Raw genomic sequence first — 23175 nt, forward strand, 5'->3', positions numbered from 1 at the left:
CCTTCACTTCGCTCTCGTCTCCTTGAGCAGGGCCGACATGTCGGCACCGGTGATGATGCTTTCCACGGTCAGCAGATCGGTATCGGCGACCGTCTGCTCGGCGACGATCTCGCCGCGGCGCATGACGATGATGCGATCGGCGACCTGGAAGACGTGATGGATGTTGTGGGTGATCAAAAGCACCGAGTGACCGGCGTCACGCACTTCCTTGACGAAGCGCAGCACGCCGTGCGTTTCCTCGACGCCGAGATTGTTGGTCGGCTCGTCGAGGATGATGACCTTGGCGGCAAATTGCATGGCACGCGAAATGGCGATCGATTGGCGCTCGCCGCCCGACAATGTGCTGACCAGTGCATCGGCGTCGAGTTTCTTCGAGATGCCGACGCGCTTCAAAAGCGCCGAGGCGGCATCGCGCAATTTGGCAAGGTCGAGCGGCGCGAACACGCCCAGCCATTTGAGATTGACCGGCTCGCGGCCGAGGAAAAGATTGCGCGCGATGCTGAGGTCGGGCGCCAGCGAGGTGTCCTGGTGGATGGTCTCGATGCCGAGATCCATCGCGTCGCGCGTCGAGCGGATGGAGACCTTCTGGCCGCGCACATAGATCTCGCCGCGATCGACCGGAAACACGCCCGAGATCGCCTTGATCAGCGTCGATTTGCCGGCGCCGTTGTCACCGAGCAAGGCCACCACTTCGCCCTCGTTGAGCGCGAAGGACGCGTTCTTCAGGGCGCGGACGCTGCCGAAGGATTTTTGCAAATTCTGCAGCCGAAGCACTTCCATGATCAGCTCCTGGCGGCGTTCTTCTGCAGCAAAGCGTGCAGGATGAGCATGGCAAGGATGATGACGCCGACGAAGATGTTGTAGGCGAGCCCAGGCACGCCGATCAGCACGATGCCGTTGCGGATGCTGCGCAGCATCAGCGCGCCGACGATGGTGCCTAAAATGGTGCCGCGTCCACCGGTCAGCGCGGTGCCGCCAACCACCACCATGGCGATCACTTCGAGCTCGTAGCCGGTGCCGGCCACCGGCGAGGCGGCAGAGATGCGGAAGGCGCTGATCATGCCGGCGAGACCGGCCAGCACCGAGGTGAGGATGAACAGCCAGATCTTGACCGCATCGGCCGGCACGCCGCGCGCTACGGCGGCGTTACGGTTCGAGCCGATAGCGCTGATCCAGTTGCCGAGCTTGGCGTAGTGCAGCACATAGATCGCCAGTAGCGACAGGCCGATGAACCACCACAGCGAGGTATAGAAACGGAACGTTCCGATATTGAAGCTGCCGGCCAGCAGCGTCACGAAGAAGCCTGGCTGGTTCCAGGATTTCAGCGGAAAGCCTTGGGTGATGTAAAGCGCTGCCCCACGCACGACGAGCAACATCGACAGTGTCACCAGGAAGGACGAGATGCCGATCTTGGTGACGATCAGGCCGTTGATCGCACCGATCGCTATGCAGAGCAGCAGGCCGGCCAACAGCGCGACGCCAATATCAAAGCCGCCGTTCTGCACCAGCAGCATGACCACGACCGGCGCTAGCCCGAACACGGCACCGACCGAAAGGTCGAACTCGCCCGCCGTCAGAAGCAGCGTCATGCCGAGGGCGATGATGCCGAGCTCGGGCAGGAACGCCATCATGTTGGAGATGTTGAGCGGCGACAGGAAATTGGCGTCGGCGATCGCGAACACCGCCAGCAGGACAATCAGGATGACGAGCGAAGAGAACTGTGGCGAGCGCATCAGGCTCGACCTGCGTTTGGCACGCGGCATTTCCTCTTCTGCGGCAATTGTCATGACTGTTTCGACCATATCTCAGGGTGACGCCCGCCGCCTGCGCGGCGAGCGTCAGTTCCAATCACTTGTTGTAGAGTTTCAGGATCGGTTCGACGCTCGACGCGTCGTAGAGGCTGAACGTGTGGATGTCGTAGCCGATCGGTTCGCCAGCGGCGGCCAACCCGAGCAGCGCCACCGGCATGAAGCCCTGCGCTGACGGGAACTGCCAGGCAGCCGCGTTGATGAAGCCGGACTTCACTGACTCGGCCGTTTCCTTCGAATTGCCCCAGCCGACGACCGGGATTTTGCCGGCCGGCACGCCGGCGCCGTCGAACACCCGCTTGACGCTGGCCGCGACGGAATCGCCGAGCGCGATGATCGCCGGCGGGTTGTTGGCGACCATGTAGTCGGTCATCTTGGCGATGATGCCGGCCGGATCGGTGCCGCAATCGACCACATCATATTTGATGCCGAGCGGATCGAAGACGCTGGCGATGCCTTCGGTCTCGAGCTGCTGGTAGCTGGCGCCCGGCACTTCGACCGGCAGGAACACCTTGTCGCCCTGCTTCACCATCTTGTGGTCGACCAGATATTTCGCCCAGATGACACCGGCCTCCTTGAGATCGGCGCCGACATATGCCTGCCGGCCGGTTGCCGGATCGTCGGTGTTGAAGAACACGATCGGGATACCGGCCGCCTTGGCTGCCTTGACCTCCTCGGTCCACAGGCCGGGCTGCGCCGAGGTCGTGGCGATGCCGTCCGGCTTGGCGGCGAGTGCCGAGTTGAAGGCCTCCTTCTGCGCCGCCATGTCGCCACCGCTGAACGAGATCTTGCAGGTCACCTTGAGCTGGTCGCAGGCCTTGGTGGCGCCGGCATTCCAGTCGATCCAGAAGGCATCCGACGGGCCGCCATGCGACAGCAGGTAGAACGTCTTCTGAGCGTCCTGCGCCAGCGCCGGCGTACCCAGCGCCACACCGGCGAGAACGGTCGCCGCGGCAGCGATTTTCAACGCGAATTTCAACATTTCTCTTCCTCCCTTGTTTCGTAGCCGAACCGCGCCATCACAGTCCGTTGGCGCGGAATTTCCCGTCGAGGAATTTCTTGGCGCGCGGCACGTCGTCTTCCGAAAGATGCTCGATGATGACCGGGATGTTCGGGTGCTTTTCGGCCAGCCGCTTGAGATAGAGGTCGTAGTTCAGCGAACCGAGACCGGGCGCCGGCAGCTCGATCTCGCCGACGCCGCGGAAAGTGTGGCTCTCCAGCGCGTCCTCGTCGCCGATGTCGGCGTGCTTCTCCGACTTGTCGCCGCCGGAGCGTTTGACGTCCTTGGCGTGGGCTATCTTGATCTTGTCGGTCAGCGTGTCGAACACCTGGTTCAGGATCTGGTCCATCCTGTCGATGTTGTGCGTTTCGAAATAGTTGGTCGGGTCCATCAGCAGGCCGAGGCCTGGGTGGTCGACCTGCGCGAACATCCTCACCGTCTCCTCGACCGAGCCGACGACATTGTTGACATAGGTCTCGAGCAGGAAGACCGCGCCGTGGTCATAGGCGGTCTGGGCAAGGTCGGCGATGACCTTGCGGCATTCCTCAAAACCTTCCTCGGTCTTGTTCTTCGGGTGATGCACCCAGTCGGACTCGGTGTTGTAGGTACCGGTTTCCGAGATCACGTAAGGGGTGCCGAAATGGCGTGCGTTGCGGATGATCTCCTTCAAATAGCCGACGCGCCTCTCGCGCTCGCCCATATCCGGATGGATGATGTTGGTGTAGCCCGATACGCAGCAGATCGGCAGATTGTGGTCGCGGAACGTATCGCGGACAGTCTTGGCCTTGTCCTTGGTGATCTGTCCGGCGGAAAGGTCGATATCCCTGAAATGCAGGTCGAGCTGCACGGTGTTGAAATCGAGCGCACGGATCTTCTGCGCGGTCTCCTTGAGGCAATACGGGAAATAACCCGTGAAAATACCTGCCTGCATCATGGTGTGAAGTCCTCCCTGTAAGTGATTCAGTCAGTTGATATTTCGGAAAGTTTGACTGTCCGGCCCTTGTCGATCGAACGATAGCCGGCTTCGACCAGCGCCATAGTCTTGACGTTGTCGGCGACCGACAGCGCCGGCGGCTCGCCCGTCTTGACCGCGTGCTGGAGCTGCTCCATGACGCCGATAAAAGCATGCGGGAACCACATCGTGTCCCAGCTGGGTGTCACCCATTCACCACCGGTGGTCTCGGTCGAGGCATAGGTCAGCGTCGAGGCAGCGCCAGTCGGCCAGCCGATGGTACCCTTGGCGACGCCCTTGGTGCCGTCGACGCGCCAATTGATGTGCTGGTCGTCCTTGTAGCCCTCCTGGCGCGGCCCGGACCAGACATCCTCCAGCGATACGGCGAGCACGCCGGACGGGAACTTGATCGTCGACACGGTGATGCCGTCCGAATGGTCGAAGCGGGTGCGCGGGTCCTTGCGGGTCAGGGTGGTGATCTCCAGGGGATCGCCGAACAGGAAGCGCAATACGTCGAGATGGTGGACGCTCATATTGGCGAGCGTCAGCCGGTCATAGTCCTCGAGGAAGCTCTGCCAGTGCGGGATCGCATGCATGTCGATCTGGGCGAAAACGATGTCGCCGAGCGCGCCGCTGTCGATGATCTGCTTCAAGACGCGCATCGACTGGTCGTAACGCATGTTCTGGTTGACCGAGAGGATCTTGCCTGCCTTGGCCGCCTCGTCGCGGAGTTTGACGGCCTCTTCAAGGGACAGCGCCAATGGCTTCTGCGCCAGGATCGCCTTGATATGTGCTTGCTTCAGCGCATGGCGGATCAGCGCCGGCTGCTGGTCGGGCGGAAAGGCAAGGTCGATGATCTCGACGTTCTTGTCCTCGATGAGCTGTTCCGGCGTGTCGTGGACGGTTGGGATATCCCAGCGTTTGGCGACCTTCTCGGCGCTGGCCTTGGTCCGCGAGGCAATCGCCACCACGGGGAAACCGGCTTCCTTATAGGCGGCAAGGTGACATTCGGCCATGATCATGCCGGCGCCGACGCAGCCGATCCTGTATTCCCTGGTACGGACTTCAACGTCCGGCTCGAAGCCGTTGCCCACCATTTCTTGGCTTGCCATATGTTCCTCCCGAAGCTCGTTCCTTGCCGCCGCCGTCATCGTGCCAGCGCTCCCCCGCTCTGTCCGAAATAATGCACCCTGCCCGGCTCGCAGGATATCGCCACCATCGCGTCCGGCCTGATGTCTGGCTGGCCGCGCAACAGCGCCCGCAGACGCGCCTGCCCGGCGGCGAGCGTCACAACGGTGTAGCCGCCGAGCGGCTCGACCTCGAACACTCGCGCCGGGCGGCCCGCGCCCCCCTCCGACCAGGCCTTGACCTTGATGTCTTCCGGCCTGAGTCCAATTTCCACGGCATCGGCCGGGGCGCCGGCATCCGCGATGCGGACTGTGCCTTCCGCCGCCTCTACGCCTTCCGCGCCGTGCACCGACTTCAATATGTTCATCATCGGCGACCCGAGCAGCCGCGCCACATAGGTGCTGGCCGGCCGGTCATAGATCTCGGCCGGCGCGCCGATCTGCCTGATCTTGCCGTTCTCCAGAATGGCCATTCGGTCGGCGACCGACATCGCTTCTTCCTGGTCGTGCGTGACATAGATCAGCGTCTTGCCGAGCTCGCGCTGGATGCGCTTCAGCTCGACCCGCGTTTCCTCGCGCAGCCGGGCGTCGAGCGCCGAAATCGGGTCGTCCATCAGATAGGCGGCCGGGTCGCGCACCAGCGCACGGGCGATCGCCACGCGCTGCCGCTCGCCGCCTGAAAGCTGTGCCGGCGGCTTGTGCAGGATATGGCCGATATGCAGCTTGGCCGCGACGTCGGCGACGCGCTTTTCGATCTCGGCTTCGGCGACCCGGCGTTCGACCAGCGGAAAGCGGATGTTGGCGCGCGCGCTCATATGCGGAAACAGCGCCAAATTCTGGAACACCATGGCGACGTTGCGCTCGGCCGGCGACACCGTGTTGACCGGCTTTCCGCCGATCAGGATCTCGCCCGCGTCCGGGGTTTCCAGCCCGAGCACCAGACGCAGTATCGTCGACTTGCCCGACAGCGGCGGCCCGAAGAAGCAGAAGAACTCATTGTCGTTGACAGTGAACGAGGCGTCGTCGACGGCGAGCGTGTTGCCGTAGCGTTTGGTCACATTGCGGAAGGCGATATCGGCCATGGTCTCAGCCCGCTCTCAAGGCGAGGCCGGTGACGGCGTCGAAGACGCGCACCGCCTCCACCGCAGGTGCGACGACGGTTGTCTGCCCGATCGCCAGCCCGACATCATTGTCGAACACCGCCTTCACCGCAGTCTCGCCGTCGCCAAGGTGGATGATGGTGCGCGCGCCGATCCGCTCGACGAAACTCACCGGCATGGACAGGCCACGGCCGTCTTCAGCCAGCGTCACCTGCTCCGGTCGAAAGCCATAAAACACCTCGCCGCGCATCCTGCGTACGGCATCGGCGATCTCGACCGGCAGCGGCGGTGTCACGCCGAGCGGGCCGAGATCGACGACCAGGCCACGGTCGCTTTCCGCCGGCCAGCCCTTGAGCAGGTTCATGCCCGGCGCGCCGATGAAGCGGGCGACGAAGACATTGGCCGGATCGTTGTAGACTTCCAGCGGCGTGCCGACTTGCTGCAGCACGCCATGGTCCATCACCGCGATGCGGTCGGCCATGGTCATCGCTTCGAGCTGGTCGTGGGTGACGTAGACCATGGTCTGCCGGAACTGCCGCTGCAACTGCTTCAGTTCGGTCCGCATCACCGCCCGGAATGCGGCATCGACATTGGAAAGCGGCTCGTCGAGCAGGAAGATCGCCGGCTCCATGATCGCCGAACGGCCGATCGCCACTCGCTGCAATATGTTGACCGACAGCCTGTCCGCCTTGCGGTCGAGCAGCGGCGTCAGTTGCAGCATCTCGGCAATGGCGCCGACACGGCGGCCGATCTCGGCCTTTGGTGCGCCGCGCATTTTCGGCCCGTAGGCGAGGTTCTGCCGCACGCTCATATGAGTGAAGATCGCATAGTTCTGGAAGACGAAGCCGACGCCGCGCCGCCCCATCGGCACGCCGGCCATGTCGCGCTCGCCGAACAGGATCTTGCCGCTGGTCGGCTCTTCCATGCCGGCGATCATGTTCATCGTCGTCGACTTGCCGCAGCCGGACGGCCCCAGCAGCGCCATGAACTCGCCATCGGCAATGGCCAGATCCATCGTCTTCAGCGCGGTGAAATCGCCAAATTTCTTGACCAGGTTCTGCAGATGGATGGTGCTCATCAGGCCGCCACCTCGCGTACCCGAGCCATGCGTTTCATGGCAAACACCGCGGCGATGGACAGCACGATCAATATGGCCAGCGCGATTGCCGCCACATAGCCCCAGATCAGGTCCTGGGTGGTGAGCTTGTAGATGTAAACGGAGATGGTTTCGGTAGCGACGCCAGGACCGCCGCCGGTCATGATGTAGAGCGTGTCGAAGATCTTGAAGTTCTCGATCACCCTGATCGCCAGCGCGATGATGATGATCGTCTTCATCTTCGGCAGCACGATGGTGATGAATCGCTGCCAAGGGTTGGCACCGAGCAGCGTCGCCGCCTTGATCTGGTCCTCAGGCACGCCGACCAGGCCGGCAAGCAGGATCAGGAACATCAGCGGCGTCCACTGCCAGATATCGGCGACCATGACGGCGATGAGCGCCAGCGTCGGGTCCGACAGCCAGGCGATGGTGACGGGAAAGCCTGAGATCGCCGACAGGATGTCGTTGACCGGGCCGCCCGACTGAAACAGCATGAAGAACATGTAGCCGGCCACCGCCGGCACCACCATCATCGGCATCAAGAGGATCGAGTAGAAGATCCGCTTGCCGGGGAACTCGTCGGCAAACAGTGTCGCGAGCGCCAAGCCGAGCAGGAACTCCGCCGGCACGCAGACGATCATGACGATGGCCGTGCGCTTCAGCGCGCTCCAGAAGCGCGCATCGGCGGCAAGGTCGGTGTAGTTGGCGAAACTGTTCCACATCGACCAGGCGTTCCACCAGCCGGTGCCCGACAGCGGCGACCAGTCGGTCAGGCTGATGTATAGCTGCATCAGGAGCGGGAAGACGGCGATGAACAGCACCAGGATCTGCGCCGGCAGCGTCAGCCGGAATCCGAGCTTTGCGCCCTCGTCCGGCAGCACCGACGCCGCTTTGGAGGCTTGCATGTCGCCCTCCGAAATCGTCGCAGTCACCGTGCTCATTGCTTGAGCGCCCCGAAGGTCAGCCCGCGCACCAGATGGCGCTGGATGGCGATGCCCATGATGACAGGCGGCACTGCGGCTATCAGGCCGAGCGCCGCCTTGGCGCCGTAGAGTTGGCCGGTCATCGAGGAGGACAGCGAGGCCATGTAGACAGGGACCGTCACCCATTCGCGCGTCGTCAGAAGCAGCGCAATCAGATAGTCCGACCAGTTGAGAATGAAGACGAACAGCGCGGCACTGGCCAGCGGCGCGCGCATCATCGGCAGCGTGATGCGCGTGAAGACGCGCCACCGCGAGCAGCCCTCGACCAGCGCCGCCTCCTCGATCTCGCGCGGCATGTCGTCGAAGAAGGTCTTCATCAGCCAGAAGGCGAAAGGCAGCGTGACGATGCCGTAGATCAACGACAGCCCCCACCAGCTGTCGGTGAAGTTGAGGAAGGCCCACATGATCATCACCGGGGTCATGACCGCCATCGGCGGAAACAGGCGAAGCTGGATCAGCGCCAGCGGCAGGTTCTGGCCCGAGCCGAAGCGCGACAGACCGTAGGCCGCCGCGGTGCCCGCCGACATGGCGATTGCCGTACCGAATGTGGCCGACAGCAGCGACGACAGGATCGGCTTCAAAGCTGTGCGGTCGAGGGCGACGATCATATTGTTGGTCGACTCACCGAAGACGAAGCGGAAATTGCTGAGTGTCGGGTTCTTCGGCCACCATGTCAGGTCGGCGCCGGTCGCCGACCATTCGGCGATCGGCTTGAACGCCATCGACACCATCCACAGGATCGGCACCAGCGTCACCGCCATCGCCGCAAGGATCGCGGCATAGCGGAATATCTCGAAAGGAACTGAACGCTTCATCTTGCGGCTTTGCTGGGTCCTTCGTTGCCGAGGGGAAGAGCGACCGCTCCTCCCCTTCTTGGTAGGATCCTTGGAAGGATCAGGCGATCGGATCGAGGACGGTCGGCCAGGCCTCCTTGTTGGTCTTGATCGCTTCGAGAAGCTTCTCCTCGCCGGTGCGGCGGGCAATCTTCTTCCACTCGGCCTCGGTGTCGGCCATCGCCTGCTCGGCTGTCTTGGCCTTGGTCAGCGCGGCGACGAGGTTCTCGTCCAGCGCGTTGTGGAAGGCGGTGGCGCCGGGATAGTTGATGGTGGGCACGGTGCGGGCGACCGTCTCGCGCACCACGTCCATGTGGTAGGCGTGGTAGGTCTGGCGAACCAGCGGATCCGAGAAATCCGATAGCCGGAACGGATCGAAGTAGCCGCCCGGATTGGCAGTCATCCAGGCGTAGATGCGGCTTGAGCCCAGCCACTGCAGGAACAGGTAGCAGGCCTCCGGATTCTTGGCTTGCGAGGACACCGACGCCGACAGATTGAGCCACAGCACCGACCGGCTGACCAGCTTGCCGTCGATTTCGCGGCCGGGCGGCAGCATCGAGCCGATCTTGCCGGTGACAGCTGAATCCTTGTTGCCGGCATTGTCGAGGAATTTCGGCAGATTGGAGAAGGCACAGGTCATGGCCGCGCCGCCCTTGGCGAAATTGCCGTACTGCTCCGGCCAGCCCCAGGAGATCGCATCCGGCGAATGGTGCGAAAGCGACGCGATGTACTCGCTGGTCGCCGCGATACCTTGCTCCGAATTGATCAGCGGCTTACCGGTATCGTCGAACAAGAACTGATTGGGCGAAGCCATTGAGACATAACGCTGATACCAGTTGGTGTAGCCCCAGCCCTGGTTGCGCAGATCGGTCGAGCCGAACAGGCCCTTGTCCGGGCGCTGGAAGAAAGCCGCGATCTCGTCATGCTGCTTCCAGGTCTTCGGCGCCGCCAGTTCATAGCCGTATTTGTCGGAGAAAGCCTTCTTCTCGGCTGCGTCGCCGAACAGATCGGTGCGGTAGACCCAGGTCTGGAAATCGCCATCCAGCGACACGCCGTAGGTCGAGCCGCGATACTGGTTGAGCAGCGAGACGCCCTTGGCGCCGTCGACATAGCCGCGCTCGGGATCGTCCCATTCCGGCTTGTATTGCGCGACGAAGTCGTCGAGCTTGAGGATGCCGCCGGTTTCGGCAAGGTCGCCAAGACGGTTCCATTCGACCGCGTAGATGTCATACGCCCCACCCTTGGTGGAGATGTCCTGCATCGTCTTGGTGAATTCCTGGCCGTTTGGCACACCGACGATTTCCAACGGAATGCCGGTTTCCTTCTCCCAGAGATCCTTGATCGACGGCGCGCCGGCCGGAAACGGCTGGGTCAACTGGCCGATCGAGCCGTCGGACAGGCCAAGTACGATCTTGGCCGGCGCCTTGCCGGCGCCCTTCATCGCCTTGGCCGCCTCGATGGCGCGGCCCTCCGGCGTATCGGCACCATATTGATAGCGCTCCGAACCGTCGAAACCCGTCGGGCCGCCGATCATGCCGGGCGCCAGGGCATCGGCCGCATAGGCACGGCTCGGGCGAATGAATTTCGGTGCAATACCTGCGGCGGCAACAAGGACTGCCGCCTTTCCACCGGACGCCAGCAAACGGCGCCGCGACACGCGGATCAAATTCGACATTGGAACTCCTCCCTCAGGGCCTTGTTTCCTCCACGGCCCTTATGATGGATATTGACGGCACTATACGAAGCCTGTCAACATCATAAATAATCAAAATACATCATAACATCTCACGGGAGGGGAAGAATGGCGTTTGTAAAGGCTCTCATACTGAAGCCGGTGCTTGAATTTGAGGGAGCCCGGCTGCCCACCTCCCCGCTTTGGTCTGCTTGGGCACTCTGGTGTAGCGCAACGGCTTGCGCATCGGCCAAGGCCGGTTACATCATTTCCCATCAGAATCGCGGACGGCGATGAAGCCGCTCTCCGACGGTGGACCCATGAAATGCGTGATCTCGATGCGCCCCTGGCGCGTTTTGGAATGAGGTGATCGACAGTGCGGTCCACCCTGACAGACATAGCCCGGGAGGCCGGCGTTTCGGCCGCCACGGTCGACCGTGTGCTCAACAACCGCGCCGGGGTCAGGGCGCGCACCCGTGAGGTCGTGCTCGAAACGGCACAGCGGCTTGGCTATATCGCTGAAAATTCGAATAATCCGAGCTCGCTCAACGCGGTTACTGGCGAGGTCATACGGCTGGATTTCGCCCTGCCCGCCGGCACCAATTCCTTCATCAAGATGCTGCACCGCCAGATCGAGGCGCAGGCGCAGGCGCGGCCCGACCTCGACGTCCGTGTCGCTACTATCGAAGGTTTCAATCCGGACCGGCTTGCGCGTCTGCTGCAGGAACTGCACGGGCAGACGCAGGGCGTCGGTGTGATCGCACTCGACCATCCGACGGTCCGCGAGGCGATCCGCTCGCTTTCGACCAGCGGCGTCAGGGTCGTCACCATCGCTTCCGACATCCTGCATGTGCCGAGGGTTGCCTATATCGGCATCGACAACCGCGCCGCCGGCCGGCTCGCCGGCTACCTGCTCAACCGCTTCATGGGCGCAGGGCGTCCGGGCAAGGTCGCGCTGTTCGCCGGTTCGCTCTCCTACCGCGGCCACGAAGAGCGCGAGATGGGCTTCCGCCACATACTGGCGGAAGAATCGCCCAATCTGCAGATCGTCGAGATGCGCGAGATGCTCGACGACCGGGAGAAGGCCTATTCGGAGGCCTCCGCCCTGCTGGACCGGCACCCGGACCTGGCCGCCATCTACAATGTCGGCGCCGGCAACACCGGCATCGCCCGCGCACTCAAGGAGCGCGGGCGCGCGCTGTCGACGGTCTTTCTCGGCCATGAGGTGACGGAAGGCACCAAGGAGCTTCTGCTCGACGGCACGCTGGACGCGGTCATCGACCAGAACCCGCGCGTAGAGGCCCGCGAGGCGCTCAACACCTTGACCCATGCGGTCAGGGGCTTGCCTTACGAACTGCACCAGCCACGGCTGCAAGTGATCTTCAGGGAAAGCATCCCGGAGATCTGAACCAGGTGAAGAAGCACGGGTGCGTCACAAATTCATAATCGCTCGGGCGAGATTTTGGCGGCCAGATCAAGGGTCCGACCGAGAATCTTCGATCAGGCTCAGACCTGCAAAATTAAATTGACTATTATCATCATGTTTTAATAAGTATCCCTGCCCGGCCCGTGTGTCGAGGCTTCTCCATCATGCCAGCCAGGGCCAACGGCCGCCGCCAGCAATCTTTGCTTTTCCCGGGGCTGCACGCATGAAACAGACAAGCAACAAGACCTTGATGGCGAGCACCGCGCTCGCCTTCGCGCTCGGCCTGTGTGCCGCGCCGCTGGCCGCCGCGCAGAAGCCGGAGAAGAACGGCGCCGCCGCCAAGGCCGACCGGCCGGTCAAGGTCGCCCAGCAGGCTAGAACTGGGCAGAACGAGCCGACCGTGCTCGACCTGATCACCATCTCGGCGACGATGATCAAGACGGCGATTATCGAATCGATGGCCGCCATCAGCGCCGTCGATCAGGAAGAGCTCGAACGCATCCAGCCTGACACCGCCGCCGACATGTTCCGCACCACGCCCGGCGTTGCCGCTTCGATGAACGGCGACGATCCGGCAACCGCCATCAACATTCGCGGCCTCGAACAATATGGCCGCGTGGTGGTGACGCTCGACGGCGCCCGCCAGGATTACTGGCGCGTCGGCCACGGCTCGGGCTCGTTCTATGTCGAGCCGGAACTAATCAAGGAAGCGACCGTCATTCGCGGCCCGGTCTCGAACGCCTATGGCTCGGGCGGCATCGGCGGCGTTGTCTCCTTCGAAACCAGGGATGCCGGCGATTTCCTCAAGCAGGAGGAGCGCTGGGCGCTGAGCGAGAAGCTGGGCAATGAGGATAATGGCGACGGCTTCACCACCAGCACCACCGGCGCCTACCGTTTCAGCGACGACGCCGACATCATCGGCAACCTCATTTATCGCGACCGCGACAGCTACACCGATGGCAATGGCGACGCCGTGCCATGGACCGGCGAGAGCATCACCAGCGGCTATATGAAGGCGACCCTGCGGCCGGCCGACGGCCACGAGCTCAAGCTCGGCGCGATCCTGCAGCGCTACAATGACCAGATCACCGGATCGAGCGGCTCGACCTCGCCAACACTGAGCCGCTACGACACCGACACGACCAACCAGACCTACACGGCTGCTTATATGTGGAGGCCGGACGACAACGAACTGATCGACCTCAGTGTCAACGCATACCATAACCGCACGCGCGCCGAGCAGACGCAGGTCTGGCCGGCAACGGCGATCGGCAACTTCCGCTATTACGACGTCGCCACGACCGGCTTCAACCTGAAGAACTCCTCGCGTTTCGACGCCTGGGAGTTGGCACATACCCTCACCTACGGTCTCGACTACTACTATCTGGAGGCCACGTCGGAGGCCGCGCATTTCGGTTCGGGCGAGCAGCAGGGTTATGGCGGCTTCCTGCAATGGCAGGGCGACTACAGCGACTGGCTGCAGCTCATCGCCGCCATGCGCTATGACGGCTACCAGCTCGACGGCAAAACGAAGACCGTGCCGCCGGCGGAAGCCTCGATTTCGGGCGATCGCTGGTCGCCTCGCCTCACCGTCGGCGTGACGCCGTTGGATGGCTTCCAGCTCTACGGCACCTATTCGGAAGGCTACCGGGCACCAGGCCTGCAGGACGTCTATCGCGGCGGCGGCGCGCATGGCGGCGGCGACAGTTACCAGCCTAACCTGCTTCTGCAGCCCGAAACGGCGAAGAACTGGGAAGCCGGGATCAATCTGAGATATGACGATGTGCTGGCCGCGGGCGACCTGTTTCGTGCCAAGGTCAACGTCTTCCACACCGCCGTCGAAGACTATATCGACGTCGACCTCACCGTTTTGCCGCGGATGGCGATCAACATCGGCGACGCGCGGCTGAAGGGCATCGAGGCCGAAGCCGTCTACGACTATGGCTGGGGGTTCGCGAACCTCGCCGGCGCCCTGATCGACGCCAAGGTCGTTAGCGGCGTCTATTCCGGCCAGACGCTGAACAACACGCCGCTCGACCGCTTCTCGGCGACCGTCGGCTTCCGCATGCTGGAAGACCAGCTCACCGTCGGTGCGCAATATCTCAGCGTCGGCAAGATCACCCGGACAAGCCGCACCAATCCCGACGCGCCGGTCGTGGTCGATGACGGCTTCGACCTGGTCAACGTCTTTGCCAACTGGCGCATCAACGACTACGCCAAGCTCGATTTCAGCGTCGATAACGTCTTCAACACCGCCTACACCGACCCGCAAAGCGCCTGGTCGACGACGGCGGCGACGGAACAGGGCAAGGGCCGCACCTTCAAGGTGGCGCTCACAGGCAGGATCGGAGGTTGAGAATGAGGGAAGCTTCAGTGAGCGGACTGGCCTGCGAAGCGCGCTTGAACCTGCGCAACCTGCCGCATTACATCGACCGCATCAGCGACAGGCTGCAGAGCTTCGATGCCGATGCCTCGCGGGAGGGGCAGCGGCTCGACTTCCGCTTCGCCTTCGGCGACGCGTCCCTTGACATGGAGCGGCTGGTGATGCGGGCCAACGCCGCCGACCGCGATGGGCTGGCCCGCATCAAGGACCTGCTGGCCACTGCCGTAGAGGTATATGCCAAGGAAGAAAGTCCCGAGATCGTCTGGACCGGCGATCTCGCCGAAGAAACCCGCCTCGCGCAGTTCCGTGAGATGGTCGTCACCCAGGTCGGCGACCTGACGCGGCATATGCGCCGCATCCGCTTCGCCGGCGAGGATCTCTCTCGTTTTGCGAAATTCGGCGGCATGCATATCCGCATGCTGTTTCCGACCAGGGACGTCCCCGATCCGCTCTGGCCCGTGCTCGGCAGCAATGGCCTCCCGGCATGGCCCTCGGACGACAGGCGCCCGGCAGCGCGCGTCTACACCATCCGGGCCCTCGACGTCGAAATGGGCATCATCGAGGTCGACTTCCTCATCCACCCCGGCGACAGCGTCGGCGCCCGCTGGGCCATGCAGGCGGCGCCCGGCATGAAGATCGGCATGATGGGGCCGGTCGGCCGTCGGGTGCGACCGGCGTCCTGGTATCTCATGGGCGCCGACGAAACCGGCCTGCCGGCGCTGGCTCGCATGCTGGAGACGCTGCCCGCCGAGACCAAAGGCGTGGCCTTCATAGAGATCGCCGACGATGGCGAACGGCAGGTCGTCGACAACGCAACCGGAATAGAGGTGCACTGGCTGCCGAGAAATGGGGTGCCAGCCGGGCTCGACGACAGGCTGGCGCGCGCCATCCGGTCAGTCGCATGGCCGACCGGTTCGGCATTCGGCTGGTTTGCGGCCGAAGCGGCAGCCGCCACGACGGTGCGCGAACACTGGCGCGGCACGCTGGCGCTCGGCCGCAACGAAACACTGGCGGCAGCCTACTGGCGGCGGGGCGCGGCGGGACTGATGGCCGGCTAGAGCTTGCTCACCATCGCTTGCGCATCTTCGCCCAGACCGATTGCGATCCGGTCGCCGGAGACAATGCCTGACACGTCGCAGACAACCAGCGGCATGCTGATTTCGTAGAGGAATTCGGCAACGATGGCGCCGACGGCAAGGATCGGGTCCGGCCGCTCCAGGATAATGCCGGCCGGCGCCGTGCCTCTGCGGATCGCTTCGGCCAGAACCGAAGACGAGGACGACGACCCTCGCCCGCTCGGCATCACCAGGATCTTGCGGGCGATATTGCCGCCCAGGTCCGGATGCGAATGGTCGATGATGTCGCCCGTTTCGACGTCGATCCCGCCCCAGAAGCTGAGCGCCTGCGAAAGCACCAGCGCTGGGCCTTGTGCCGAGCCGGAAAGGTGGAATGTACCGGTTCTGGCCGGCGTCTTCATGGCGCGCCTCGCACGACGCGGCCGGCCGCAGCGGAGCGGACGCAGTCTTCCATGTCACCGAAGGCCACCGAGACACCGATATTGCCAGGTGCGTAATGCGCCCATTTGCCCGAATTGGTCATCACCACGCCATCGAGACGCTCGAGGATCGACGTGACATAGGTGCAGGTGTCGGTGACCGGGACAAGGCCGAAGGCTTCCATGCCGGCCAGTGCGCCTTCGTCCTGCAGCCGCGTCAGCGTCGCGCGCCCTGTGTTGACATAGATCGGGACACCTTTGCCTGGACCGACTTCGCGCAGCAGCGGCAACAGGCGCATCCACTCTTCATGGGAGAAATGCGGCGTGCCTAACGACACGGCTGCGAGCTGCACGCCGTCGGGAACGCTCGACAGCCTGGCCAGCGCATGGTGGATGTCAGCGCGAGAGATCCGGATTTTTTCCTCCGGCGCCAGGCCGTGCAACGCCTCATCCGGCGTCTTCGCCTCCGGCGTGATGCCGACGGCATGAAACAGCGCCACGGCACCCGTCGTTGCCGCCGCCGCCCCCAGCGCCTTCAATTGGTCCTCGTCGCGCGGCTGCGGCAGGCCCGATATGACAGGGATGCGGTCGCCAGCCCTTTGCCCGATGATCAGCCCGACGCCGACAAACAGAGCGTCGCTTGGCTCGAAAGCAGCGTCAGTCAGCTCGAACAGGACCTGGCCTCGTCGATTTTCACTCAGATGCAGCCCCCATGCCGGCGCGCGCCCGGTAATTGCGCAGCACAAATCGATAAAATCGCCATAGCGGTTGGTCCGCGCGCCGATCACCGAATTGGCAAAGACGATGGCGTTGGATTCACCCCAGGCGATCTGCTCGCCGAACCTTGGCCGGAACCGGGTCTGATAGGGTGCGCAGGTGAAGGTCGCCTGGCAGCCGAGTTCCAGATGCGCCTTCATCAGGCGTCGCGCCGGCGTTTCTTGCGACACCGGCATCTTCACCAATCCGGGATGGATGAGGTCGAACGAACCGACATTCAGCGTCGTCGGCACCCGAACGCGGCCGCCGCCCTCGATCAGCCTTTCGACGAAATCGAGGCTGGCCTGGCCGTGATAGAGGCAGCCGTCTATATGGGCACCGGCAATGTCCAGCAACTTGCGCGCGCCGACCGCCTTCGAAAAGGCAACCAGGATCGTCATGGCGGCAGCCGCTGCCGAGCCTTGCTCGCCATGCAGCATCGACTGGTCGCCGGCCGTCAATTCCAGCGTCATCGGCAATATTCCCGAGCCCGCACTATGCCGATCAAGCACTCCCTGATTACGGAGCGTCTGGCAAGACAGAGCTTTGGATCTCTTCTACTTCGCAGCCGTCAGCAGACCAGACGTTCACAGCTCATCGCGAAGCAAGAGAGACGCGAAGCACGGTCGCAGAGCGGGCGATCCGCGGCGGAAACGGCGCTATTCCTTCGGCGCTATTCCTTCTGGGACGGTCCGTCGGCCGCGCTGCGGTCACCATCTGCAGAATGCGGCAGAATGCCGAAATCGCGCGACTTGGTCCCATGCGCCGCCGTCAGGAAACCATCGGCTGTGAGACCTCGCCTCAAAAGCTCACGTACCGCGGCCGACCGGCTCGGCATGTGCTTGTCGAAGCGCCAGTTCTCCAACGCCGCCAGTTCATCGACGGTCAGCATGATCTGCAATCGTTCCGGGCGTTCCAGTTCGGACATCTCGGCCTCCTGTCACACCAGCCTAAATGCAGCTGAGTTAGTGTGTTCCTAATTTTCTGTAGAGTTAGGTACGTGAGCAGAATGCGTCAAGGCCTTCGGATCAGCGAGTCATGCAGAAGTCAGATGAAGCGGATCAAGCATCAGATAGGCAATCAACAAAATACGCTAACTATTTGACATAAAACGAGTTTTTAAGGAATTTCGCTTGCCAATCGCGAATCCTGGGCGCATCGTGGAACATGAGGGACAAACCGCTCCTGAAGGGAAGGTTTTCCATGCGCTACGGATTTTCGGTTCGCCTGCACGAAGACGTCAGTTCCCGAGTTCGGGCTGTATTGCGGTCCGGGATTGCCATCAATCTGACTGCTGTCGCCGAAGCGGCGCGACTGCAGAACCTCGCCGAGAATGTTGCGCGCGAAGACATCGAATGGCTCGTCATGCAAGCAGCCCAGCTCTACGGGGCGGCTATCGAGTTCGACGGCTTCGCGGAAACCGATCTGACGGAGTTTGCGTGCCCCGAACTGATGCAAAGCAGTCCCGCGCCGGGCTGGGACGCCTTGGAAGACGAAGCGTCCGCTTCGCCGGATCCTGGCCGTCAAACACACTGAGCGCGTGTGAGCCCCCGCCATGCTGCCGCCACGTGCTCGGAAAAAAGCCCGCCGCAATGGCGGGCTTTGGACTGCTGGAGCTTTGGTGGACGAAGGCCTCTCGGCCTGGTCCGACATTCATCCGATGTATTCGCCTTAGCGGCGGGCGATCAGCAGGCACAATTGGCGCAGATCGCTGTCGTAAGTGCCTTCGCTGCTGAGCACGTCAACGCAGCGCTTCTTCATCCTGGCCAACTTGTCGCCCGACATGTCGGCAACGACCTGAGGCAAGCTGGGATTGCTGGGGTTGCTGGGATTGGAAGGGCTGCCCGGGTTGGACGGATTGCTCGGATTGGTACCACCGCCGATCCCGACACCGGCGCCGACATTGATGCCGCTGCCGATCCCGACCCCCGCGCCAGCCCTAACGCCGCTGCCGATACCTACCCCCGCGCCGGCAGCAATGCCACCGGAACCGCCGATCGTCGCGCCGGCACCGGCGTTGATGCCGCTTCTGCCCCCGACCGATGCGCCGGCGCCCGCCGCGATTCCGCTGGAACCGCCAACCGTCGCGCCGGCACCGGCGTTGATGCCGCTACTGCCGCCCAACGACGCACCGAGGCCTGCCTTGATGCCGCCGCTGCCGCCAACCGTTGCGCCGGCACCGGCGTTGATGCCGCCGCGACCGCCAACCGTCGCGCCGAGGCCGGCTTTGATGCCGCCGTTGCCGCCGATGGATGTTCCAACACCAACGGCAATTCCGTCCGCGGCATTCACGGGCATCGAGAGCATGAAAATAACTGCGCTGCCTGCCACCGCATCGGTGATTGTTTTGATTAAGGTGGTCATAACACTCTCCTTGCTGTAGTTGCGCTGAACAGCCCGCGACGTCGCCGGTTGCATACCTACTAATTTGCAAGAAGATGATCGGTTTCGTTGCCGATCAGCTCGCTGGCCTCATGGTATATTTTCAAATAACAGCCGCGTGAAATTTGTAGTGAAATTTTCCGAAAGTTTTACTTGGGATGGTCTCTACCAATTGAAGCGATGCGAGACTCAGCTGATGGCGCCGCAACAGACGAACGTTGCGACGGTCGGCGGCCAAAGAAGGCGAATTCCTAATCAGCAAACCACAACATCAAACCTACCTACGGCAATAGAACAATGGGCCGAGAAGATCAGCGCTGCGCGGGTTTGCTTCACTGTGCTGCGTCATTTTTGCCGGAACCTTTCCATCACCCGGGTTGTTTTTTCTGTAGTCGTCACATGATGATAACCCAATGATGGAGATCAACATGCTTACGAAAATCGTGACAGCTTCCATACTTGCAGCCGGTCTGGCGACCGCGGCGATGGCCCAGAACGCCGGGTCGGACAACAATGCGCCTGGCAGCGAGAAGAGCATCGTCGTCCAGCCCAAGCCGAACGGTATTGACCCTGGCACGACCCGCAGCACGATGGGCACGACGGGTACCATGAACTCCAATGCGGATGAAAACTGCCCTGCAACCCCGCAAGGAGCTCAACCCGATGCATCCAACAAGCCTGCCGGGACGGTTTCACCGACTGTCAACGACAACAATTGCGGTAAGTAGTTAGCCGCGCCAATCGGGCTCGCCATCGTGGGCTTGCGGCAGCAGGACCGGTCAGGACTGGTTTTGCTGCCGATCATGGAACGATGTATGGGCCGACCACCCGCGAGATCCAGCGTTGGAATCAAATCCGCTTGCGTTCACGCTTTACGTGGTCGCGCCTTGGATTTGCTTCCGTCCTTGCTGGCGGCCGGCTTAGGCTGGCGTGCTTTCGGCTTCGGTCGGCTGGCGGTCTCCGGCGCGGCGGTTTCTGCGTCGATTTCGGCGGTAGCCTGATCCCAATGCTGCTGATGCGCCCCGTCGGGCCTGCCTGCCTGTTCCCAGATCGCGTGTGCTCGCTGGCGAATCCGTTCCTGCCTGTCCGTCACTGATACCTCCGTCGGCTCGGTTGATGCGTAAGCAACCTTGTTCTAGCTGAAATTTCGACCGGCGTCTTGAGCGGCAGGCGACACCGTCATTGAACCTCTCTGTCACACAGGACGGCGACCCCGAGGAGCGCCGCCTTCTTGATGATCAGCCCTTCAAGGTCCGCGTCCGAGCGCTCGGTTCCGGTGCGTTCGCGCAACAGTGCTATCGCCGCCTTCATCGACAGCAGGCCATCGCCTCGTTCAGCAAGCAGTTTGTCGACGGCTGCGGCCACGTTGACCGGCTCGACATGCGGCAGCATGGGAATGGCTCCTTTCCTTGTTTCGAGACGACAGCGGCTCCATCCCGATCGCTCGGGATGGAGCTCTCATTTGATAATTTAGGCCATGACCTTCCAAATCCGGTTCGCGGTTTGGCAACGCCGATCACTCGATGACCTGCACGATCTTGCGGGTGTCTGGGTCGACGAGCACGGTGCGATTGCCGACGACGACGTATCTGTACCGCACGTCTGGAACATCGATCGGTTGCAGCTCGACCGTATCGGGCAACGTGGAACCGATATTGAGCTCCACCCCCAGAAGACTGATCGACGCCAGCGGGTGCTTGTGGACGTATTCGCGGATGACCGTCTGCTGTTTGGGCGTGACAATCACCTGGTCCGCGGTGGCCACGCCGACGCCGGCAAGCAACGCCAATCCCGCCGCAGCAGGAACAAGGTGGATTTTCATCGTCTACTCCTGTTGTTACGGGCCTCGCCCTTACAATTGCGACGCGGCATTCCGGTCGAAGCGGCGAACCCTCTAGGCAAACGCCCACGCCACCTTGTTGTTCCGTAAGTGGCGGCTAATCGAACAGCGGTGAAGTGCCCGCGCGATGCGGCGAATGGACTGCGAATGAGCTTGCGGTGGCCCGCGTCGCAAGACGCGGGCCGATCGGTTTCCCGATCAGCAGCGATACCGGAGGGGGGTGATATCTACTGCGTCTGAAATAACATTCAGGACAAGCTAATGTTCCTCAGCGAGTGCAACAAACCTGCCGGCGCGAGCGGCGCGAAGTTGCCGCTCGTCGCTGCTACTGCTTTGGCGGCTGTGGCGGCACCTCGCCGGGCTTGATCACCGGGGTCTTGCCCTCATCCGGCGGTGGCGCCGCCATGCCCTGATCGCCCGTTGGCGGCGGCTTCAGGACCCCACCGCATGGCTCGAGCGTATCGGACAAATTGTTGCCGGCCGGCTTCTGCTGCTGGCTGTTCTGGTCCGGCGGCTCGACTTTGCAGCGGTCGGATTGCGCCTGTTCGCCCGGCTGCGCGGCCGCCGGCACCGCCAGCAGCAGCGCACCTAGCATGTACGGCAAGAAAATGAGCGGTCTCATGTCGAGCTCCTTTCGCGCCAGTATCTTCTGAATGTGAAGGCGCGCCGGCGCGATTGGTTCCGTCGTGCGGCAACGCGCGCGGACCGCGGCGGCCCGGAACCGGCCGCCAGACTTATGAGTTCAATCACTGAGCCAATTCAGGGCCGCTGACATTATGGAGAACCGGCGATGGAACCGCGCAGCAAAGAACGAACCGACGACGAGACGGAGAGCCCGACGATCCAGCAGCAGGACTGGGATGCCATCCGGAGCGGGAGAATCCTCCCTGACGGCGTGCCGCAAAACGGCGATATTCGCTATGACGTCGAGAAGAGCGGCGAACTGCCGGAGGAGGACGACGATAACGCTTACCAGGACAGCGACGAGGCCTTGCCGGACGATACGGATGAACGTGTCATTTCGCGCGATCTCGCACGCGAAGGTGGCCCTTTCGACGAGGAATGAGCCGCCGCCTGCTTTCAATTCGGGAGGTCGAAGAGCGGCTCCTGGCAGCGATAGACCAGACATTGACCGTCACGCGTCTTGATATACGCGGCGCGCGGCACCTGCGGCCAGTCGCATTCATTGCCGAATTGGCGGACGTAACGGTCGTAGGTGTTCTGGCCGGTGGTGAGCACGACAGAGCGATGCCTCTGGATCAGAAGCTGCGTCTGTTCGCATGTCATCGCGCGGCTGTCCGGCCGCGCGTCGGCCGTTGCGGCAAACAGAAGCGCCCCGGCTGTCAGGACTGCCGCTTGTGTCTGGACCTTGGCAAGCATGACACCATCTCCCATGCCTAACGCGCATCTTGGTCGGGCAGCGCCGGATCGAGCCGCCCTGTCGCGAAAGAAAGATCGTACAGAATGCGAGCAAAAATGCAAAAAGCCCGCCGCACCTTTCGGCGCGGCGGGCTCCAACTGAACGTCACTATTTCGTCGGGCTTGGGCGGCTTATTCCTCCTTCACCGGCCCGAACCGGCGCACGATAACCTCGAAGACGATGTCCGAGATCCACATCGCCGAGACGCCGATCAGAAAAGCCGCGGCCAGCGTCGTGGTGTCGTCGTCCGGAGAAGGAATGGGCAGGCCGGCGGCGCGGAAATAATGCACGACCGGCAGCGTCAGATAGGCCGCCGCCAGCGCGCCGCAGATCGGCGAGGCCACCATTTCGCGGACCTTGTAGCGGTGGCGCGACAAGGCCCGCAAAATGCGGCCGGACAGGCCGGCGACCAACACCGGCGCCTTGATGCCCAGGACGTCGAGCAATTCGTGCATCATGGCGTCCACCCGCACCATCTGGCGCCCTGCCCGTTGAAGGCGTTCATCTCGTCGAGCTCGGGCCGGGTCATGGCGGCGACCACGGCCGCCGATGGCCGGCGCGGCTGGTTGTGGTCGCACCAGACCTGGCGCGGATTGCCGGCCGGCGCGGTTGTCGTGCAGCCGGCGAGCACCACGCAGAGGATCAGCGCCTTGCCCATTTCTGAGCCTCCGCCCTTGCTGCCGCATCGGCCATGCCGGCGGCCTTGCGCTCTTCGGCGGCGGCCTCGCGCCTCATTTCCAGACGATCCTCGGCGGCTGCCCTGAGCCGTGGGTAGCTATCCCTGGGATAGGGCTTTGCGCCCCACTTCGAATAAGCGAGATAGTGTGCTGAAGGTTCTGCAAAAAGTTTTGGAGAGAGAACGGGGCTTGCTCTGAGGGGCGAGCGGCCATGGCACGGTGGTG

At 62.9% G+C, this 23175-nt stretch carries 28 protein-coding genes and 1 pseudogene; 7 read left to right on the plus strand and 22 right to left on the minus strand.

From position 1 onward, the window contains the following. Positions 1 to 3 precede the first annotated feature (3 nt). The 10 genes from NKH41_RS17795 to NKH41_RS17840 all read right to left on the minus strand — a co-directional run bounded on the left by NKH41_RS17795 (position 4) and on the right by NKH41_RS17840 (position 10574). Complete coding sequence (locus tag NKH41_RS17795; RefSeq protein ID WP_352474248.1) at positions 4 to 786, minus strand: ATP-binding cassette domain-containing protein; 783 nt, start codon at positions 784 to 786, stop codon at positions 4 to 6. Then, positions 783 to 1787, minus strand: a complete 1005-nt coding sequence (locus tag NKH41_RS17800) for an ABC transporter permease (RefSeq protein ID WP_245274659.1) — start codon at positions 1785 to 1787, stop codon at positions 783 to 785. The genes NKH41_RS17795 and NKH41_RS17800 overlap by 4 nt, the downstream gene beginning before the upstream one ends. Positions 1788 to 1848: 61 nt before the next feature. Continuing rightward, positions 1849 to 2790 carry a sugar ABC transporter substrate-binding protein gene (locus NKH41_RS17805; protein WP_023675781.1) on the minus strand — a complete coding sequence of 314 codons (942 nt, stop codon included), beginning with the start codon at positions 2788 to 2790 and terminating at the stop codon, positions 1849 to 1851. Positions 2791 to 2827: 37 nt separating this feature from the next. Further along, the gene (locus NKH41_RS17810) at positions 2828 to 3742 is read right to left on the minus strand and encodes a sugar phosphate isomerase/epimerase family protein (RefSeq protein ID WP_352771384.1); all 915 of its coding nucleotides are present in this window, start codon (positions 3740 to 3742) and stop codon (positions 2828 to 2830) included. Positions 3743 to 3768: 26 nt separating this feature from the next. Further along, the gene (locus NKH41_RS17815; RefSeq protein WP_352771404.1) at positions 3769 to 4857 is read right to left on the minus strand and encodes a Gfo/Idh/MocA family protein; all 1089 of its coding nucleotides are present in this window, start codon (positions 4855 to 4857) and stop codon (positions 3769 to 3771) included. 50 nt (positions 4858 to 4907) lie between these two features. Continuing rightward, positions 4908 to 5969, minus strand: coding sequence for an ABC transporter ATP-binding protein (locus NKH41_RS17820; RefSeq protein ID WP_352771386.1), 1062 nt, complete (start codon positions 5967 to 5969; stop codon positions 4908 to 4910). A gap of 4 nt (positions 5970 to 5973) precedes the next feature. Next, complete coding sequence (locus NKH41_RS17825) at positions 5974 to 7065, minus strand: ABC transporter ATP-binding protein (RefSeq protein WP_352771388.1); 1092 nt, start codon at positions 7063 to 7065, stop codon at positions 5974 to 5976. Then, positions 7065 to 8024 (minus strand): carbohydrate ABC transporter permease, encoded by a 960-nt coding sequence (locus tag NKH41_RS17830; RefSeq protein ID WP_352771390.1) that lies wholly within the window; start codon positions 8022 to 8024, stop codon positions 7065 to 7067. The genes NKH41_RS17825 and NKH41_RS17830 overlap by 1 nt, the downstream gene beginning before the upstream one ends. After that, positions 8021 to 8881, minus strand: coding sequence for a carbohydrate ABC transporter permease (locus NKH41_RS17835; protein WP_352771391.1), 861 nt, complete (start codon positions 8879 to 8881; stop codon positions 8021 to 8023). Before NKH41_RS17835 ends, NKH41_RS17830 begins: the two co-directional genes overlap by 4 nt. Before the next feature lie 79 nt (positions 8882 to 8960). Further along, on the minus strand, positions 8961 to 10574 hold the full coding sequence (locus NKH41_RS17840; protein WP_352771393.1) for an extracellular solute-binding protein: 1614 nt from the start codon (positions 10572 to 10574) through the stop codon (positions 8961 to 8963). 373 nt (positions 10575 to 10947) lie between these two features. Between NKH41_RS17840 and NKH41_RS17845 the strand changes: the two genes are divergently transcribed. The 3 genes from NKH41_RS17845 (at position 10948) to NKH41_RS17855 (ending at position 15438) form a co-directional block, all read left to right on the plus strand. Then, positions 10948 to 11979, plus strand: a complete 1032-nt coding sequence (locus NKH41_RS17845; protein WP_352541116.1) for a LacI family DNA-binding transcriptional regulator — start codon at positions 10948 to 10950, stop codon at positions 11977 to 11979. A 241-nt stretch (positions 11980 to 12220) separates the two neighbouring features. After that, positions 12221 to 14353, plus strand: coding sequence for a TonB-dependent hemoglobin/transferrin/lactoferrin family receptor (locus NKH41_RS17850; protein WP_352771395.1), 2133 nt, complete (start codon positions 12221 to 12223; stop codon positions 14351 to 14353). A 2-nt stretch (positions 14354 to 14355) separates the two neighbouring features. Then, positions 14356 to 15438: an SIP domain-containing protein gene (locus tag NKH41_RS17855; RefSeq protein ID WP_352541118.1), complete on the plus strand. Its 1083-nt coding sequence runs from the start codon at positions 14356 to 14358 to the stop codon at positions 15436 to 15438. Here the strand turns inward: NKH41_RS17855 and NKH41_RS17860 are convergent. The 3 genes from NKH41_RS17860 to NKH41_RS17870 all read right to left on the minus strand — a co-directional run bounded on the left by NKH41_RS17860 (position 15435) and on the right by NKH41_RS17870 (position 17559). Beyond that, positions 15435 to 15857: an aconitase X swivel domain-containing protein gene (locus NKH41_RS17860; protein WP_352474226.1), complete on the minus strand. Its 423-nt coding sequence runs from the start codon at positions 15855 to 15857 to the stop codon at positions 15435 to 15437. The genes NKH41_RS17855 and NKH41_RS17860 overlap by 4 nt on opposite strands. After that, the gene (locus tag NKH41_RS17865; RefSeq protein WP_352771398.1) at positions 15854 to 17104 is read right to left on the minus strand and encodes an aconitase X; all 1251 of its coding nucleotides are present in this window, start codon (positions 17102 to 17104) and stop codon (positions 15854 to 15856) included. The genes NKH41_RS17860 and NKH41_RS17865 overlap by 4 nt, the downstream gene beginning before the upstream one ends. Positions 17105 to 17304: 200 nt before the next feature. After that, entirely contained in the window at positions 17305 to 17559 is a 255-nt protein-coding gene (locus tag NKH41_RS17870) for a hypothetical protein (RefSeq protein ID WP_352474222.1), read from the minus strand. Between the two features lie 275 nt (positions 17560 to 17834). Between NKH41_RS17870 and NKH41_RS17875 the strand changes: the two genes are divergently transcribed. Beyond that, entirely contained in the window at positions 17835 to 18167 is a 333-nt protein-coding gene (locus NKH41_RS17875) for a hypothetical protein (RefSeq protein ID WP_352491006.1), read from the plus strand. Between the two features lie 135 nt (positions 18168 to 18302). Here NKH41_RS17875 and NKH41_RS17880 read toward each other — a convergent pair whose 3' ends face one another. Then, complete coding sequence (locus NKH41_RS17880; RefSeq protein ID WP_352491120.1) at positions 18303 to 18995, minus strand: hypothetical protein; 693 nt, start codon at positions 18993 to 18995, stop codon at positions 18303 to 18305. Between the two features lie 148 nt (positions 18996 to 19143). On the opposite strand from NKH41_RS17880, the gene NKH41_RS17885 reads away from it, so the two are divergent. Both NKH41_RS17885 and NKH41_RS17890 read left to right on the plus strand, forming a co-directional pair. After that, complete coding sequence (locus NKH41_RS17885; RefSeq protein ID WP_352771400.1) at positions 19144 to 19416, plus strand: hypothetical protein; 273 nt, start codon at positions 19144 to 19146, stop codon at positions 19414 to 19416. Positions 19417 to 19426: 10 nt separating this feature from the next. Beyond that, complete coding sequence (locus NKH41_RS17890; protein ID WP_352474216.1) at positions 19427 to 19741, plus strand: hypothetical protein; 315 nt, start codon at positions 19427 to 19429, stop codon at positions 19739 to 19741. 137 nt (positions 19742 to 19878) lie between these two features. On the opposite strand, the gene NKH41_RS17895 is transcribed toward NKH41_RS17890, so the two are convergent. From NKH41_RS17895 to NKH41_RS17910, 4 genes are all read right to left on the minus strand, one after another. Further along, positions 19879 to 20106: a DUF2934 domain-containing protein gene (locus NKH41_RS17895; RefSeq protein WP_352474214.1), complete on the minus strand. Its 228-nt coding sequence runs from the start codon at positions 20104 to 20106 to the stop codon at positions 19879 to 19881. An 86-nt stretch (positions 20107 to 20192) separates the two neighbouring features. Beyond that, on the minus strand, positions 20193 to 20405 hold the full coding sequence (locus NKH41_RS17900; RefSeq protein WP_352452715.1) for a hypothetical protein: 213 nt from the start codon (positions 20403 to 20405) through the stop codon (positions 20193 to 20195). A 124-nt stretch (positions 20406 to 20529) separates the two neighbouring features. Further along, complete coding sequence (locus tag NKH41_RS17905; protein WP_352474210.1) at positions 20530 to 20835, minus strand: DUF1236 domain-containing protein; 306 nt, start codon at positions 20833 to 20835, stop codon at positions 20530 to 20532. A 343-nt stretch (positions 20836 to 21178) separates the two neighbouring features. Next, positions 21179 to 21475: a hypothetical protein gene (locus NKH41_RS17910; protein ID WP_352474209.1), complete on the minus strand. Its 297-nt coding sequence runs from the start codon at positions 21473 to 21475 to the stop codon at positions 21179 to 21181. Positions 21476 to 21643: 168 nt separating this feature from the next. Between NKH41_RS17910 and NKH41_RS17915 the strand changes: the two genes are divergently transcribed. Further along, positions 21644 to 21919: a hypothetical protein gene (locus NKH41_RS17915; RefSeq protein WP_352474207.1), complete on the plus strand. Its 276-nt coding sequence runs from the start codon at positions 21644 to 21646 to the stop codon at positions 21917 to 21919. Between the two features lie 14 nt (positions 21920 to 21933). Here NKH41_RS17915 and NKH41_RS17920 read toward each other — a convergent pair whose 3' ends face one another. The 4 genes and pseudogenes from NKH41_RS17920 to NKH41_RS17935 all read right to left on the minus strand — a co-directional run. Then, positions 21934 to 22233 (minus strand): hypothetical protein, encoded by a 300-nt coding sequence (locus NKH41_RS17920; RefSeq protein ID WP_352474206.1) that lies wholly within the window; start codon positions 22231 to 22233, stop codon positions 21934 to 21936. 171 nt (positions 22234 to 22404) lie between these two features. After that, the gene (locus NKH41_RS17925; RefSeq protein WP_352771406.1) at positions 22405 to 22728 is read right to left on the minus strand and encodes a hypothetical protein; all 324 of its coding nucleotides are present in this window, start codon (positions 22726 to 22728) and stop codon (positions 22405 to 22407) included. Further along, positions 22728 to 22931 carry a hypothetical protein gene (locus NKH41_RS17930; protein ID WP_352452710.1) on the minus strand — a complete coding sequence of 68 codons (204 nt, stop codon included), beginning with the start codon at positions 22929 to 22931 and terminating at the stop codon, positions 22728 to 22730. The genes NKH41_RS17925 and NKH41_RS17930 overlap by 1 nt, the downstream gene beginning before the upstream one ends. Further along, positions 22916 to 23175, minus strand: a pseudogene (locus NKH41_RS17935) (hypothetical protein); the annotation flags it as partial. The gene NKH41_RS17930 and the pseudogene NKH41_RS17935, both read right to left, overlap by 16 nt.

This window comes from Mesorhizobium sp. M1169, assembly GCF_040318345.1.
Taxonomy (GTDB): domain Bacteria; phylum Pseudomonadota; class Alphaproteobacteria; order Rhizobiales; family Rhizobiaceae; genus Mesorhizobium.

Excerpts from the sequence above, each read along its gene's own strand:
- NKH41_RS17920 (WP_352474206.1), bottom strand. The coding sequence starts at position 22,233 with ATGCTTGCCAAGGTCCAGACACAAGCGGCAGTCCTGACAGCCGGGGCG.
- NKH41_RS17865 (WP_352771398.1), bottom strand. The coding sequence starts at position 17,104 with ATGACGCTGGAATTGACGGCCGGCGACCAGTCGATGCTGCATGGCGAG.
- NKH41_RS17870 (WP_352474222.1), bottom strand. The coding sequence starts at position 17,559 with ATGTCCGAACTGGAACGCCCGGAACGATTGCAGATCATGCTGACCGTC.
- NKH41_RS17855 (WP_352541118.1), top strand. The coding sequence starts at position 14,356 with ATGAGGGAAGCTTCAGTGAGCGGACTGGCCTGCGAAGCGCGCTTGAAC.
- NKH41_RS17815 (WP_352771404.1), bottom strand. The coding sequence starts at position 4,857 with ATGGTGGGCAACGGCTTCGAGCCGGACGTTGAAGTCCGTACCAGGGAA.
- NKH41_RS17875 (WP_352491006.1), top strand. The coding sequence starts at position 17,835 with ATGCGCTACGGATTTTCGGTTCGCCTGCACGAAGACGTCAGTTCCCGA.
- NKH41_RS17840 (WP_352771393.1), bottom strand. The coding sequence starts at position 10,574 with ATGTCGAATTTGATCCGCGTGTCGCGGCGCCGTTTGCTGGCGTCCGGT.
- NKH41_RS17910 (WP_352474209.1), bottom strand. The coding sequence starts at position 21,475 with ATGAGACCGCTCATTTTCTTGCCGTACATGCTAGGTGCGCTGCTGCTG.
- NKH41_RS17925 (WP_352771406.1), bottom strand. The coding sequence starts at position 22,728 with ATGCACGAATTGCTCGACGTCCTGGGCATCAAGGCGCCGGTGTTGGTC.
- NKH41_RS17810 (WP_352771384.1), bottom strand. The coding sequence starts at position 3,742 with ATGATGCAGGCAGGTATTTTCACGGGTTATTTCCCGTATTGCCTCAAG.
- NKH41_RS17805 (WP_023675781.1), bottom strand. The coding sequence starts at position 2,790 with ATGTTGAAATTCGCGTTGAAAATCGCTGCCGCGGCGACCGTTCTCGCC.
- NKH41_RS17835 (WP_352771391.1), bottom strand. The coding sequence starts at position 8,881 with ATGAAGCGTTCAGTTCCTTTCGAGATATTCCGCTATGCCGCGATCCTT.
- NKH41_RS17930 (WP_352452710.1), bottom strand. The coding sequence starts at position 22,931 with ATGGGCAAGGCGCTGATCCTCTGCGTGGTGCTCGCCGGCTGCACGACA.
- NKH41_RS17880 (WP_352491120.1), bottom strand. The coding sequence starts at position 18,995 with ATGACCACCTTAATCAAAACAATCACCGATGCGGTGGCAGGCAGCGCA.
- NKH41_RS17915 (WP_352474207.1), top strand. The coding sequence starts at position 21,644 with ATGGAACCGCGCAGCAAAGAACGAACCGACGACGAGACGGAGAGCCCG.
- NKH41_RS17850 (WP_352771395.1), top strand. The coding sequence starts at position 12,221 with ATGAAACAGACAAGCAACAAGACCTTGATGGCGAGCACCGCGCTCGCC.
- NKH41_RS17900 (WP_352452715.1), bottom strand. The coding sequence starts at position 20,405 with ATGCTGCCGCATGTCGAGCCGGTCAACGTGGCCGCAGCCGTCGACAAA.
- NKH41_RS17905 (WP_352474210.1), bottom strand. The coding sequence starts at position 20,835 with ATGAAAATCCACCTTGTTCCTGCTGCGGCGGGATTGGCGTTGCTTGCC.
- NKH41_RS17825 (WP_352771388.1), bottom strand. The coding sequence starts at position 7,065 with ATGAGCACCATCCATCTGCAGAACCTGGTCAAGAAATTTGGCGATTTC.
- NKH41_RS17800 (WP_245274659.1), bottom strand. The coding sequence starts at position 1,787 with ATGACAATTGCCGCAGAAGAGGAAATGCCGCGTGCCAAACGCAGGTCG.
- NKH41_RS17820 (WP_352771386.1), bottom strand. The coding sequence starts at position 5,969 with ATGGCCGATATCGCCTTCCGCAATGTGACCAAACGCTACGGCAACACG.
- NKH41_RS17830 (WP_352771390.1), bottom strand. The coding sequence starts at position 8,024 with ATGAGCACGGTGACTGCGACGATTTCGGAGGGCGACATGCAAGCCTCC.
- NKH41_RS17860 (WP_352474226.1), bottom strand. The coding sequence starts at position 15,857 with ATGAAGACGCCGGCCAGAACCGGTACATTCCACCTTTCCGGCTCGGCA.
- NKH41_RS17890 (WP_352474216.1), top strand. The coding sequence starts at position 19,427 with ATGATGGAGATCAACATGCTTACGAAAATCGTGACAGCTTCCATACTT.